The sequence below is a fragment of the Vibrio glycogenivorans genome, assembly GCF_051660965.1.
In the GTDB taxonomy this organism is placed as follows: Bacteria; Pseudomonadota; Gammaproteobacteria; order Enterobacterales; family Vibrionaceae; genus Vibrio.
The window spans coordinates 18,307-30,656 of sequence record NZ_JBPVIS010000001.1 but is presented as its reverse complement, the minus strand read 5'-3'; the positions used below and the strand labels follow the sequence as shown (position 1 = coordinate 30,656).

At 49.1% G+C, this 12,350-nt stretch carries 14 protein-coding genes and 1 riboswitch; of the genes, 6 read left to right on the top strand and 8 right to left on the bottom strand.

What is annotated here, in order from left to right; all coding sequences use genetic code 11:
- Positions 1-33: 33 nt before the first annotated feature.
- Positions 34-618, top strand: a complete 585-nt coding sequence (locus tag ACSTTG_RS00150; RefSeq protein ID WP_438473896.1) for a LysE family translocator — start codon at positions 34-36, stop codon at positions 616-618.
- Here ACSTTG_RS00150 and ACSTTG_RS00145 read toward each other — a convergent pair whose 3' ends face one another.
- The 3 genes from ACSTTG_RS00145 to ACSTTG_RS00135 form a co-directional block, all read right to left on the bottom strand.
- Positions 619-1,380, bottom strand: a complete 762-nt coding sequence (locus ACSTTG_RS00145; RefSeq protein WP_438473449.1) for an alpha/beta fold hydrolase — start codon at positions 1,378-1,380, stop codon at positions 619-621.
- Positions 1,368-2,366 carry a DUF2817 domain-containing protein gene (locus ACSTTG_RS00140; protein WP_438473448.1) on the bottom strand — a complete coding sequence of 333 codons (999 nt, stop codon included), beginning with the start codon at positions 2,364-2,366 and terminating at the stop codon, positions 1,368-1,370. The genes ACSTTG_RS00145 and ACSTTG_RS00140 overlap by 13 nt, the downstream gene beginning before the upstream one ends.
- A 115-nt stretch (positions 2,367-2,481) precedes the next feature.
- A complete protein-coding gene (locus tag ACSTTG_RS00135) occupies positions 2,482-3,066 on the bottom strand; it encodes a LysE family translocator (RefSeq protein ID WP_438473447.1) in 585 nt (194 codons plus the stop codon).
- A 105-nt stretch (positions 3,067-3,171) separates the two neighbouring features.
- Between ACSTTG_RS00135 and ACSTTG_RS00130 the strand changes: the two genes are divergently transcribed.
- Complete coding sequence (locus ACSTTG_RS00130; protein WP_438473446.1) at positions 3,172-3,612, top strand: Lrp/AsnC family transcriptional regulator; 441 nt, start codon at positions 3,172-3,174, stop codon at positions 3,610-3,612.
- Positions 3,613-3,836: 224 nt separating this feature from the next.
- Here the strand turns inward: ACSTTG_RS00130 and phnE (ACSTTG_RS00125) are convergent, their stop codons facing one another.
- The 5 genes from phnE (ACSTTG_RS00125) to ACSTTG_RS00105 form a co-directional block, all read right to left on the bottom strand.
- A complete protein-coding gene (phnE, locus tag ACSTTG_RS00125) occupies positions 3,837-4,649 on the bottom strand; it encodes a phosphonate ABC transporter, permease protein PhnE (protein WP_438473445.1) in 813 nt (270 codons plus the stop codon).
- Positions 4,649-5,446 (bottom strand): phosphonate ABC transporter, permease protein PhnE, encoded by a 798-nt coding sequence (phnE, locus tag ACSTTG_RS00120; protein ID WP_438473444.1) that lies wholly within the window; start codon positions 5,444-5,446, stop codon positions 4,649-4,651. Before phnE (ACSTTG_RS00120) ends, phnE (ACSTTG_RS00125) begins: the two co-directional genes overlap by 1 nt.
- Positions 5,443-6,249 (bottom strand): phosphonate ABC transporter ATP-binding protein, encoded by an 807-nt coding sequence (gene phnC, locus ACSTTG_RS00115; protein ID WP_438473443.1) that lies wholly within the window; start codon positions 6,247-6,249, stop codon positions 5,443-5,445. Before phnC ends, phnE (ACSTTG_RS00120) begins: the two co-directional genes overlap by 4 nt.
- 90 nt (positions 6,250-6,339) lie before the next feature.
- Positions 6,340-7,278 carry a phosphate/phosphite/phosphonate ABC transporter substrate-binding protein gene (gene phnD / locus ACSTTG_RS00110; RefSeq protein WP_438473442.1) on the bottom strand — a complete coding sequence of 313 codons (939 nt, stop codon included), beginning with the start codon at positions 7,276-7,278 and terminating at the stop codon, positions 6,340-6,342.
- Positions 7,279-7,510: 232 nt separating this feature from the next.
- Positions 7,511-8,878: an alanine/glycine:cation symporter family protein gene (locus tag ACSTTG_RS00105; protein WP_438460166.1), complete on the bottom strand. Its 1,368-nt coding sequence runs from the start codon at positions 8,876-8,878 to the stop codon at positions 7,511-7,513.
- A 151-nt stretch (positions 8,879-9,029) separates the two neighbouring features.
- Positions 9,030-9,139: riboswitch (glycine riboswitch) on the bottom strand.
- A 486-nt stretch (positions 9,140-9,625) separates the two neighbouring features.
- Between ACSTTG_RS00105 and ACSTTG_RS00100 the strand changes: the two genes are divergently transcribed.
- The 4 genes from ACSTTG_RS00100 to ACSTTG_RS00085 all read left to right on the top strand — a co-directional run bounded on the left by ACSTTG_RS00100 (position 9,626) and on the right by ACSTTG_RS00085 (position 12,247).
- Positions 9,626-9,784 (top strand): hypothetical protein, encoded by a 159-nt coding sequence (locus tag ACSTTG_RS00100; RefSeq protein WP_438460167.1) that lies wholly within the window; start codon positions 9,626-9,628, stop codon positions 9,782-9,784.
- Between the two features lie 16 nt (positions 9,785-9,800).
- On the top strand, positions 9,801-10,538 hold the full coding sequence (locus tag ACSTTG_RS00095) for a chromosome partitioning protein ParA (RefSeq protein WP_438473441.1): 738 nt from the start codon (positions 9,801-9,803) through the stop codon (positions 10,536-10,538).
- A gap of 269 nt (positions 10,539-10,807) precedes the next feature.
- On the top strand, positions 10,808-11,167 hold the full coding sequence (locus tag ACSTTG_RS00090) for a DUF805 domain-containing protein (protein WP_438473440.1): 360 nt from the start codon (positions 10,808-10,810) through the stop codon (positions 11,165-11,167).
- 168 nt (positions 11,168-11,335) lie between these two features.
- Positions 11,336-12,247, top strand: coding sequence for a homocysteine S-methyltransferase family protein (locus ACSTTG_RS00085; RefSeq protein ID WP_438473439.1), 912 nt, complete (start codon positions 11,336-11,338; stop codon positions 12,245-12,247).
- The last annotated feature ends 103 nt before the right edge of the window (positions 12,248-12,350 follow it).

The window sequence follows — 12,350 nt, the reverse complement described above, 5'->3', positions numbered from 1 at the left end:
AGCGCATTTCTGATTGCGATTACCATCTTAACCATGACGCCCGGCTTGGACACAGCGCTGGTGATCCGCAATACCACCCGAGGGGGGCTCAATGATGGGGTGCTGACTAGCCTTGGAATTTGTCTTGGGCTTTATGTGCATGCCACGCTCTCTGCGCTGGGTATCTCGGTGGTGTTGACTCAGTCTGCGCAGTTGTTTTACCTAATCAAAACCTTGGGGGCGGGGTATTTGATTTATCTTGGGATCACGAGTCTACGCTCGATGACCAGGTCGCATACCGTCAAAGTGGATAGTGTCGGCAGTCAAAGTCTGAGTGTGAAGCGCTCACTACGCGAGGGCTTTTTGTCCAACGTGCTCAACCCTAAAACTGGGGTCTTCTATCTGGCCTTTTTGCCGCAGTTTATCAATCCCGAGTACTCAGCCTTTAGCCAGTCATTGCTGATGGCTTCAATCCACTTCGTGATTGCCATGGTATGGCAATGCGGATTATCTGCGATGCTGACCTCAGCTAAGTCACTACTGAGTAACGCCAAGTTTATTGCTTGGATGGAGGGCACAACAGGAGCCGTGCTGGTGGTGCTTGGGATTAAACTGTTGCTGGAAAAGGCGCCTGTTTAATCAGTCTGCAAAAGCTGATCCTGTAGGCTGTTCTGTCCAACTAAGAAGGTGTGCCGTCAGCGCCTCAGGTTCAGCTAAAGGTAAGTCATGGGCGTTAGACTCAAATGTCTTTAAGGGGACTTGCCATGCTGTGGCAATGCGCTTACCTGCAAGACTGAAAACCAGTTGATCGTCAACACTCACAATGACTTGGCACGGACAATTTGGCGCACTAGCGAAACCTCTAAAGCGGGCGGCGGCCAGAAGTTGATAGATGGCATTACGCATGCTCACAGGGTGACGCTCGGCCAGTGCAATATGATTGGCCAAGACAGTCGGTTTTGTCCTGTGCTCAGGGTAGGTGTAGTCAAGTAGTTTGGTTTGAAAGGACTCTTGACCCTTGAGTCTAGAGGCTAAAATGGCGACCAATTTAGTCAGGTTAATCCGCTCCCAAGGAGGGCTAAATCGGGCAAAACTAGGATTAATCAAAGTCAGACTTGCCACGCAGTGCGGATAGCGCTTCGCCCAAACACTGGCAAGCATCGAGCCCATTGAAATTGCCACCAGATGATAGCGCTGACAATCACTCGGTAACTGCTCTAATACACTAGGCAGCATCGCCTCTACACTTGATGGGCTGCGCTCTTGATAAAGAGCGCCATTGCCCTTGACATCTGGAGTGATGAGATCGATGTATGGGTTGTGCGTTTTCATCTCAGTAACCAGTTCACTCCAATGCCCGCTCTCTCTGAGCAAGCCGCGTAACAACACTATTGGTACCATAGTTTGATCGCCTTTTCGGTTAGCTTGGCTTTACTGGTTTTATCATGTTGATCAATTAAATCATTGGCTAAGACCTGAATCAGGTAGTTGAGTAAGGTGGTATGGCGACGCTGTACACGCTTGATCCGATGGGGTTTGGTTGGGTGAAATAGCTGACTAAAGCTCAATAGCTGCAGCGGATTTTTTCGCACCCACAACCATGAACCAAGCTCTAGCGTCAGTGGGACAAAGTGATGGTTTGATTGCCCATAGTGCTGCTGGTACATCCAATCCCAGAAATCGCCGTGGGTGGTGTATTGGTGCCATTGGGGCTCAAATTGATATAGCTCGTAGTGGGGGTAGCTTTTGCGAAACTGGCGATAGAGCAGATAAAAATGGTGCAGGTTATCTGGCGGCTTAGCGTGATGAGCAAAGGGAAACCATAGTCTGTCGCGCGCGCCAAAGCCGCTATGAAGATCAAGCACGATGGTGGTTGGCGACTGCTGAGTATGCTTAAGAATATAGGCCGAAAGTGATTGCAGCTCCTGCTCCATATTGTTGGGATTACCGCGATACCAGGGGAGTTTGGAGCTGATAGTCTGCCCAGCATAAAGATGATGCGCGGGATTATTGGCGCTTATCGGGGCATTACGCATCAAATCGACGCCGTTGTGGTTAGCGCGACGTCTGTTGGCGACTCCCCATGGGTTAACAACAGGTACTGCTAAGATTTTAATGTTTTCGAGCGTTTGTGCCAGTTGCTTATCCCATACCACACGGCGAAGCAGGCTTTTGATAAACGCAAGGATGATCTGGCTACCAATCCGCTCAACCCCATGAATCGCCCCGGTGAGAACTAAGCAAGGGGCACTAGGATCGGGGCTGCCGAACGACAATGAATGGATCGGCAGGCTATCCCCTTTATGTGTTACTTGGGTCAAGGTATTCAGTGTCAGCCGTGACTCTTGTTGAGCGATACGCTCTATATGCTTGATCTCTTTCGGCACCAATGGCTCCATATCGCCTAAACCGTTGTTAAATTGTTAGTTTAATCTATACGTAAGCCGATAGGATGAATCCTTTGTTGCATTTTTAACCATGGCTGCTTTTTCGCTTACTCAGCTAGAGCATAGGTAAAGTTGAGCCGAGCAGCAGCGCGCCCATAGCGTAGTTGAACAGTGACATGCGCCGTGGTGTATTCAGGAAACGGCTAATTTCGCGTCCCATTAGGGTCCAAATCGTTCCTGAAGGAATATTGGCCAGCGCGAATGCACCACTGATGATCACCACCCCGGTGAAATCTTGACTGGTGTTGTACACGGTAATCGAGGTCAGCGCCATGCTCCACCCCTTGGGATTGACCCACTGAAATAGACAGGCACCGATAAACGACATAGGTTGGAAATTGCTTGCTTTTAACTCGGTGCGACTAGTTACTATCTTGTAGGTCAAGTAAACAAGATAGCCAAGACACAACCACTTCAAAACTTCCTGCGCCAAGGGGAAGGTGTCAAACAAACTGCCCAGCCCAACGCCAACGATGAGTACCATTAAAGAGAAACCACACAGTATTCCCGCCTTATGGGGCAAGGTGTGAATAAAGCCCACATTCGCACCAGAGGTAAGCAACATGATGTTGTTAGGGCCGGGTGTGAAGGTTGAAACAAGAGCAAACAAAGCCAGTGCGGAGATAACGCTAATATCCATAATGAGCAATCCAAAAGTCGATTTGGTGGTATTTTATATAGATAAGCGGGCAATTTTGTGCCTAAAATGGCGTAATAAAGACCAATTAAGCAATAAATTAGCGCTATGGATAACTTTGAGCAAAAAATATTGCGTGAGCTGCGCTCAAATGGGCGAATTTCTAATGTTGAGCTTGCAGAGCGAGTGGGACTATCACCCTCAGCAACTCTACGCCGAGTACAAGAACTGGAGCGCAGTGGCGTCATCACCGGTTACAGCGCCAATATCAGCCGCGACAAACTCGGCGTCGGTTTTATTGCCTATGTTTCGGTGGGACTATCAAGCCATCGCAAGCGCGATCAGCTAGAGTTCGAGCAGCATGTGGCTTTTGAGGAGGAAGTGGTAGAGTGCCATAACATCACTGGCGCGAGTGAGTATTTGCTGCGCGTTGAAACCCAAGATCTTGCAAGCTACAAGCGCTTTCATTCCGATGTACTAGGGGAGTGCCAGCAGGTCAATTCGATTACGACCATGGTGGTGATGGATACACCTAAAGACCTAAGATGATTGAAGAGGCGAGAATCGAGAGGCGAGAAGCGAGATAGACAGTGCGCGAGGGGAGTGACTTTCTCGACTGTGCAAAAGCGTACGCTGTGTTTTGCTTTGGATAAGGGGGCGGGGCTCGAGGACGGGCTTTGCCCTACGGGGAGCGAGGAGTCTGTTTAATGTATCAAACTCCTCGCTCCCCGAAACGAAGTGTACTCGCTCCTCGCCCCTAACCCCCTAGGGGGTTAGATCAGTGCGTAGCGGGCTTTGGCTGAGATCCACTCTGAGATCACGACAGTCGCTAAGATAGAGCAGAAGATCACGGTGACCTGTGGCCAAGCCAGGATTGACATAGACTCTTGCAGTTTAAGGCCGATGCCGCCTGCGCCGACTAGGCCGAGCACGGTTGACTCACGGATGTTGATGTCCCAGCGGAACAGGCTCGTGCCGATAAAGCTCGGTAGAATTTGCGGCAGGACGCCGTAATTCAGTACTTGTAGCTCAGAGGCACCCGTCGCGCGGATGGCGGCGACTTGAGTCTCATTGACCTCTTCAATCGCTTCATAAACCAGCTTCGATACAAAACCAATTGAACGCAGCGCAATCGCGATGATACCAGCCAGAAGGCCAGGGCCCATGATTGCTACCAATAGCAATGCCCAGATCAATGAGTTGATTGAGCGGCTTGATGCAATGATCAGCAGCGCAATTGGGCGCGCGATGGTTTGGCTTGGCGTGGTATTACGCGCAGCCAAAAACGCAATAGGAAAGGCGATGGCGACGCCAAGCGCAGTGCCTAACGTGGCAATGTTGATGGTGTCCCACAAAGGGATCCACAGCTGCTCAAGATAGCTCCAACGCGGCGGCCACATACGCGATGAAATATCAGCGACCTGATTGGGCGCATCCACCACGAAGAACCACATGGTGTCTTTATTCATCACTTGCCAGCAGTAGACGGTCAGTGCCACAAACAAGAACCAACCAATAAAGTGTTGCAGTGACTCTATTTGTGAGTATTTGCTCCAGTGAGCTGGGGTTGAGGTCGTAGTGTTCATTAACGAATTCTCTTTCGGATCTGCGTTGAGATAAACTCAGCGGCCATAACAATACCGATGATGATCAGCAAGATAGCGGCGGCTGCGCCATATTCGTAGCGATCCATGGCGGTGTTGAGTGTTGCGCCGATACCACCGGCACCGACGATACCAATCACTGCAGACTCGCGGAAGTTGATATCAAAGCGGTACAGGCACAGGCCAGCAATGCGCGGCATCACTTGCGGTTGAATCGCGTAGTTGACCTGCTGTAGCCAGCTTGCGCCAGCGGCTTTCATGGCTGTCAGTGGCGCAGGATCAAGCGCCTCAATCTCTTCGGCGAACAGCTTGGCTAAGAAGCCAATCGTGGCGAAAGTCAGGGTCACAAAGCCGGCAAAGGTACCGAAACCAAACAACGCCACACACAAGATAGCGATGATGATCTCTTGCAAGCTACGGGCGATGGCCACGAAGCTGCGGCAGAAGTAGTAAACCGGCTTTGGCGCTAGGTTTTTTGCTGCGCCCAAGCCAAACGGGATTGACAGGATGATACCAGCCACCGTTGAGGTCATGGTCATGGTCAAGCTTTCAATCAGACCCGCGGATATGTTGTTCCAGCGACCTGAGAAATCAGGACTCATGAAGGCTTTAACAAAATTGAGACCACGCTCAGAGCCTTCATAAATTCGCACCCAGTTGACTTCAATCGATTGGGTGGCCAGATAAAGATAAATAGCAACCGCAAGCCACAGACCGTTTCTCACCCAAGGATTTTGGATCAGCGGTGGCTTTTGCCAAGTGGTAGGGTAGTGACTCATACTGCCAACTCCAATTCTACACCGGATTCTTGTTGCTCTTCATTTGAGCTTGCATTCCAATCTTCTTCACCGTAGATCAGTGTCAGCGCCTCATCATCAAGCTGGTCTGGCGCGCCATCGAATACCACTTCACCACTGTTCAGACCGACAATGCGATCGACAAACATCTTGGCCAGATTGACATCGTGAATGTTGATAATCGCTGGCAGTTGGCTCTCACGGCAGATATCGGTGATCAGGCGCATGATTTGACGCGCGGTTTTAGGGTCAAGCGCAGCGGTTGGCTCATCAATCAGCAGCAGTGATGGCTGCTGAGCAAGTGCGCGCGCAATCCCGACACGTTGTCTCTGACCACCCGATAGGGCATCGGCACGCTTGTCGGCGTGGCTGATAAGGCCAACGCGATCAAGCAGGGCAAAGGCATTTTGAATATCGGTACTTGGATACTTGCGAAGCAAGCTGCGCCAGAATGGGACATAGCCAAGACGGCCAGAGAGCACGTTTTCCATCACGGTTAGACGCTCAATCAGGGCGTACTCTTGGAAAATCATGCCGATTTGGCGGCGAGCTTGTTTTAGTTGACCTTTAGACAGTGTGGTTAGGTCACTGCCTTGAAATAGAACTTCACCTGATGTCGGCTCAGTGAGACGGTTGATGCAGCGAATCAGGGTTGATTTACCGGCGCCAGAGGGGCCGATAAGTCCCACAACTTCACCAGCTTGAATCGATAGGTTGACGTCAGTCAGCGCCTTATCGGTGTTGGAGTAATGCTTAGTTAAGCCTTTAAGTGTTAGTGTGGACATGGTTTACCTTGGGTAATAACGTTGTGATCGAATAAAGCAGATGCAGCCATCAAGCTGCACCTGCGATTCGTATAAAGAAGGGGCGATAGATTAGCTACAAGTGTAAGAAACTTGGTTTGCTGTATCGATAGTACGGATCACTTCCCAGTGCTCTTGGTAAGTGATTGGGATGAATTGAGATTCACCGTTACGCTCAAACTCTTCTTTTAGCTTGGTGCCTTCCCAGTCGAAGCTAAAGAACGCATCTTGGATTTGCTCTTGTAGATCTGGGTGTAGGTTGTGGGCAAAGCCGTATGCTGTAGTTGGGAACGTCTGAGACTTGTAGATAGACTTGATTGCGTCAGCCTTTACTACTTCACGAGAAAGCATGCGGTTAAGTACTGAGTTAGCCACTGCCGCTGCATCGTAGTCTTGGTACGCGACACCCAGGATCGAGTTGTCGTGCGCGCCAGAGAATGCAGGGTTGAAGTCGACTTCAGGTTTTAGGCCGTATTCTGCATCTAGGATAGCTGAAGGGGCTTTAAAGCCAGAGTTCGACGTTTGCGAGGTAAACGCAAGCTGCTTACCTTTTAGCTCTTCAGGAGTGTTGATGCCAGACTCTGGGTGAGTGATGATTTCCATTTCGTAACCGAAAGAGCCATCTTCGCCCGCCATGATAGTGAACGGGTTAAAGCCCGCGCAGTTTACCGCAAGAGGAGTTGCACCTGTGTTAAAGCCGGCAATGTGTAGGCGGCCTGAGCGCATCGCTTCGATTTGCGCCGCGTTGTTTTGCACAGGGAAGAAGCGTACGTTTTTACCCGTTTTTGCTTCTAGGTGCTCTAGGAACTCGCTCCACACGTCAGCGTAGACTGCAGGATCTTCAACCGGAGTGTAAGCAAAGATAAGAGTTGATGGGTTAGACCACTCTGATTCGCTTGCAGGAAGGTCAGCAACAAGGTTGCCAGTACGGTCTTCGTAGCGTGCATCCATCGCTACTGTATTGAAAGACATTACTAGAGCTGCAGCTACAGCTGATTGAATAAGTTTCATCGTGAATACTCATATAGATTACTGAAAAGTCGAGCTTAAGGTAGAGCTGCTATATGACACTAAAGGCGCAGAAAAATGACAGAACGAAGACAGGAAGTAACTAAATGTATCAATAAAGGCGACTTTTCAACCACTGAAAACCAAACACCCTCCGGCGCACAAGGCGTGGGAGGGTGTTTGGCTACAGGTCACATTTTACTCATGTAACCTATGAAAAAGTATGAAGAATTTATTACGCGGCGCTCATTTGCGCTTTGGCCGGCTTCGCCGCTGCGAAAAAGAGCTTGGTTTCTTCGATAACCACTTGGCGAAGTAGGATCAAGCCAATCAGGTTTGGAATTGCCATCAGACCATTAACGATATCAGCGATCAGCCAGATCATATCTAGGTGCAGGAAAGCGCCAGACGCGACTAAGCATAGGAAGATAATCTTATATGGCAGCACTCCTTTGGTACCGAACAAGAACACCACGCAGCGCTCACCGTAGTAGTTCCAACCCAAAATGGTGGTGAAGGCGAAGAAGATCAGACCGACTGAGACCAACATTGGACCAAGTACGTTGGCATTAAGACCTGTGGCAAAGGCGTGAGTAGTCATTGCTGCACCAGCAAAGTCGCTCTGCCATGCTCCAGTTAGGATCAAAGCAAGACCCGTCATAGTACAGATAATGATGGTATCAAAGAAGGTACCGGTCATTGAGATCAGGCCTTGACGTACGCAAGAGTCAGTTTTCGCCGACGCCGCCGCAATCGGCGCGCTACCCAGACCTGCCTCGTTTGAGAATACGCCACGGGCAATACCCGACTGGATCGCAAGCATAATACTGGCGCCAAGGAAGCCACCGGTGGCTGCCGTTGGAGTAAAGGCTGAGGTGATCACCAGCATCACGGCGTCAGCCAAGTGTTCAATGTTGACGATGATGACCGTTGAACAAGCCACGATGTAAAGCACGGCCATTGTCGGTACGATTTTACCCGCCACTTTAGCGATCGATTGAATACCACCGAGGGTGACACAAGCAACCAAGATAGTAAGAACCACCGCTGTCATTTCGCGCGGAACGCCAAACGAGATTTGCGTGGCGTCTAGAATGGCATTCACTTGCGGGAAGGTACCAATACCAAGTAGGGCAACACCGAGTGCGAATACAGCAAAGATCACCGCTAGCACATTAGAGCCCACTCCGTACTTAAGGTAGTACATAGGGCCGCCGACCATCTGACCCTTTGCGTCAACTTGGCGGTATTTTACTGCGAGCAAACACTCGGCATACTTGGTCGCCATGCCAAATAGAGCAGCAAGCCACATCCAAAACAGCGCGCCAGGGCCGCCAAGCTTAATTGCAGTCGCAACACCGACGATATTACCGGTACCAATCGTGGCTGATAGGGCAGTACACAGCGCGGCAAAGGGTGAGACATCGCCTTGGGTGCCGCTTGATTTGCTAAAGACATATTTCAGCGCGGTTGGCAGATGACGAAATTGAAGCAAGCCAAGGCGGAAGGTGAAGTAAATACCTGTGCCGACAAGCAGGATAAGTAGTGGTGGTCCCCAGACAAGGTTATCGATGGACTCAAGAATAGATTGAATGGTGGTCATGTGAATTCCCCTTAATAGATACAACGTAACTAAGGAGAAGAGTGAAAGGTCTGACGCCTCAATGAAGAGGTAAACACTATCGCTATCCCTGCGTCTAACCGAGATCGAATGATCGCAGCTAGGCTAATGGATAGATTTAAATTGTTCGCATTTTCACTCCTCTGTCCTTTTGCCTGAGAGTTTCACTATCGTGTGATAGCTTGCTCCTTCGGCGACCGCTTGCTACAACAAAGTAGTACGGTTCTCTCCAGAGGTTCCTCCAACTAACAGTCCTTTTGCCTGAAATAGTTAATTCTTCGGCGGGTATACTCGCGGTATACCTCTCTCCTGAAAGTCTTCATAGGAACGTTTGCTCATTGGTTGAACAAACATAGCTTGCTGTTGGCCAGCAAGGTGGCGTTAATTTAACAAAAAAATTGAAAGATTCAACTTGATTTGTACAAATTGGTGCATAGTAATCGTGCGTTTGCTTAGTTTATGTACAGACCCTGCTAATTTTGCCGTGATGAACAACAGATCTGAGTGCAAGTGATAGTAAAGCTCGATTAGTTCGTATTGTGGATTAAGCTGTTGTAACAAAAAACTATGGTAAGTCGTCAAGTTATAGTTATTAACCCACTGAAAAGGCTTGCTTATTAGGTTAATATCCGTATAAGTAACCGTAAATTTTCGCAGGCATTGCACTGCTGGTGCGTGATTGGGTGTTTGCCCAGTGTGCTGCTGAGGCGAGACTTGGAGCAGATTATTATGATTAGGCTGATAACGATTGCCGTGTTAATCGCGGTTGCGTATGTGTTGATCCGCTACCGTACCAACGAAAAATTACAAAAGATTGTCGTAATTGGCGTGGTAGGTGCTTTCCTCCTGTATGCCGCAAGCATTATGATAACCGAATTAGCCCGCTAAGCGCTTGGAGACTGTCGTGGACGTACGACCTGAACAAAACGAACAAGAAGACATCGTTGTTATTGAGCAAAAAGATCGTAAAACACGACTTTATATCATCATTGCCGCCGTGTTAGGCGCGGCTCTAGGTGGGGTGATAGGCTCCGCCCACACTGCTGATCGTTGGCAATCGACCTATGATGAATTAGAAGTGCGCTACCAAGAGCTGGTGGAAGAGAAGCAAGAGCTCGCTATGACGGTTGAGCGTCGAGTCGCAGAACTGGATACCCAGTTGGAGCAGCAGCTAGAGGCGAACATGCAAGTGCAAGTCGCCGACTTCCAAACCCAATTAGAGGAGCGCGATGGACAGATTGCCAGTCTTGAGCGTGACAACAGTGAGTTGAACGATCAGCTTAAGCAAAACGAGAAAAACTTGGCGAACTCCACCCAAGCTAATGTCGAGCTTATCCATAAGGCTGAGAAGCAAGTGATCATGCTAGAGCGCTCACGTGAACTTTTCCAGCGTGAGATGGGGATAAAAACGGAGTTGGCTAAGCTTGAAGACCAACGAGATGATTTGATCCCAACCATAGAGAAACTCAAACAAGACTGTGAGCTGTTTTTGCAGGGCACGACGTGGGATGCTAAATCTGATGCGTGCAGCAAACAAGATGAGGCCAACAACCGTTTAAGCCAGATCAACCAGTTGATCCAGGTTCATCGCATGGACCTTAAGGAAATTGAAGCGATCGCCAAGGAGATCGGTGTCAATTAACTCGACATTTTATCGATAGTTAAAGGGGCTTTATGGCCCCTTTGTTGTTTGTGCTTAATTGATTGTCGAACACCTTTAACCCCCTCTATCTCTTAAATAAGTCACTTCAATTCAAAATTGGCAGTTGATTTTATCTATGCTTTAGGTTGACTGCGAAGTGAGTGAGCAGTAGCTAATTCAGTGTCGCAGTGTGCGAGAGGCAAAACGATGCCGATTGATGAACTTGCCACGAGACAAGACAATCAGTCCAGTGCAAATGGGGAAATGAAATGGAATGGTACTTCGCAGTTTTAAAAAAATATGCCGTGTTTACGGGTAGGGCGAGACGACAAGAGTATTGGATGTTCGTGCTTTTCAACGTGATTATCTCTATCGCCATCGCTTTAATCGAGCGTGTGATAGGCACTAATTTTATCGGCGGACTGTACTCGCTTGCCGTGTTTATTCCTAGTCTTGCCGTGGCTGTGCGTCGTCTGCATGATACTGGGCGCACTGGTTGGTGGGTGTTAATAGGCTTCATCCCTTTGATTGGTTTGATCGTGCTGATTGTATTTACTATTAAGGACAGTGATGAAGGGGATAATGAATATGGGCCTAATCCAAAAGGTTTGGATGCACAGTTAACCTAATAGCACTGCAGCCTTGAGTGTGTGGCTTTTTTAATCAATAAGATACTTAAATGCGAGGCCTAAGGTAGTCGTGCTCACTTGGGCATATCTCAATGTAAAAGAATCGATGTACGTTGAAGGAAAATATGGTTCAATCTCTAAAATGAAGTTTTAGAGGAAATTTGGGCCATGACAGCATTTACGGTCCTTGATGGTGGAATGGGCAGAGAGCTCAAGCGAATTGGTGCGCCGTTCTCACAACCACTTTGGAGCGCTCAAGCGTTAATTGAAGCGCCGCATTTTGTCGAGCAAGCGCATCAGAATTTTGTTGCGGCAGGCGCAGAGATCATCATAGTCAACAGTTATGCTTGTGTGCCTTTCCATCTAGGTGAAGATGGTTATCAGCGCGATGGTGTTCGACTTGCACAGTTGGCAGCAAAGATTGCTCATGCAGTCGTCGGTTCCAATAACTCAGTGTCAGTTGCGGGAAGCCTTGCTCCACCCTTTGGCAGTTATCGCCCAGACCTTTTTCAGGCGCTAAGCGCGCAGCAGATTTATCAGCAACTTTATGCTGCGCAGGACTCTTATGTCGACCTTTGGATTGCAGAAACAATATCTAGCGTTGCAGAGCTTGAGGTCGTTCAATCGGTATTGCGACAATCGGAGAAGCCATGTCACTACGCGTTTACATTGCAAGACGAACTAGATAATGAAAAGGTCTGTTTGCGCTCCGGTGAACCATTGTCAGAGGCGCTGAAGTCAATCAGCTTAGATAAGGCCGCTGGGGTGATGTTTAACTGCAGTGTGCCTGAGGTAATGGAGGCAGCAGTCCTTGAAGTCAAACAGTGGCAAGAGCACAGCGGTGCTTCGCTTAAGGGAGCAGTGTTGGAAATAGGGGTTTATGCCAATAACTTCGCACCCATCGAATCGGACCACCAGGCGAACGGTACGCTGCAACAGACGCGCACGTTAACGCCTGAGGACTACTTAGCGTTAGCTCGACGCTGGCATAAGGCGGGGGCGACGATTATTGGTGGCTGCTGCGGGATCTCGCCAGAGCATATCAAGGCGCTTGCGGACTGGTCGCGAGAGCTTAGATAGCAAATCCGGTTGAGCACATTCTAGCGACTCAATTAGCGGAAAATGTAAAAATACCCAGCCTGCGAGCTGGGTATTTTTATCAAGGCTACAAACCTCGGGTAAC

Bases quoted from the DNA above. Each gene is read 5' to 3' on its own strand.
- ACSTTG_RS00150 (WP_438473896.1), top strand. From the start codon at position 34: ATGACGCCCGGCTTGGACACAGCGCTGGTGATCCGCAATACCACCCGA.
- ACSTTG_RS00145 (WP_438473449.1), bottom strand. From the start codon at position 1,380: ATGGTACCAATAGTGTTGTTACGCGGCTTGCTCAGAGAGAGCGGGCAT.
- ACSTTG_RS00135 (WP_438473447.1), bottom strand. From the start codon at position 3,066: ATGGATATTAGCGTTATCTCCGCACTGGCTTTGTTTGCTCTTGTTTCA.
- ACSTTG_RS00130 (WP_438473446.1), top strand. From the start codon at position 3,172: ATGGATAACTTTGAGCAAAAAATATTGCGTGAGCTGCGCTCAAATGGG.
- phnE (WP_438473445.1), bottom strand. From the start codon at position 4,649: ATGAACACTACGACCTCAACCCCAGCTCACTGGAGCAAATACTCACAA.
- phnE (WP_438473444.1), bottom strand. From the start codon at position 5,446: ATGAGTCACTACCCTACCACTTGGCAAAAGCCACCGCTGATCCAAAAT.
- phnC (WP_438473443.1), bottom strand. From the start codon at position 6,249: ATGTCCACACTAACACTTAAAGGCTTAACTAAGCATTACTCCAACACC.
- phnD (WP_438473442.1), bottom strand. From the start codon at position 7,278: ATGAAACTTATTCAATCAGCTGTAGCTGCAGCTCTAGTAATGTCTTTC.
- ACSTTG_RS00105 (WP_438460166.1), bottom strand. From the start codon at position 8,878: ATGACCACCATTCAATCTATTCTTGAGTCCATCGATAACCTTGTCTGG.
- ACSTTG_RS00100 (WP_438460167.1), top strand. From the start codon at position 9,626: ATGATTAGGCTGATAACGATTGCCGTGTTAATCGCGGTTGCGTATGTG.
- ACSTTG_RS00090 (WP_438473440.1), top strand. From the start codon at position 10,808: ATGGAATGGTACTTCGCAGTTTTAAAAAAATATGCCGTGTTTACGGGT.
- ACSTTG_RS00085 (WP_438473439.1), top strand. From the start codon at position 11,336: ATGACAGCATTTACGGTCCTTGATGGTGGAATGGGCAGAGAGCTCAAG.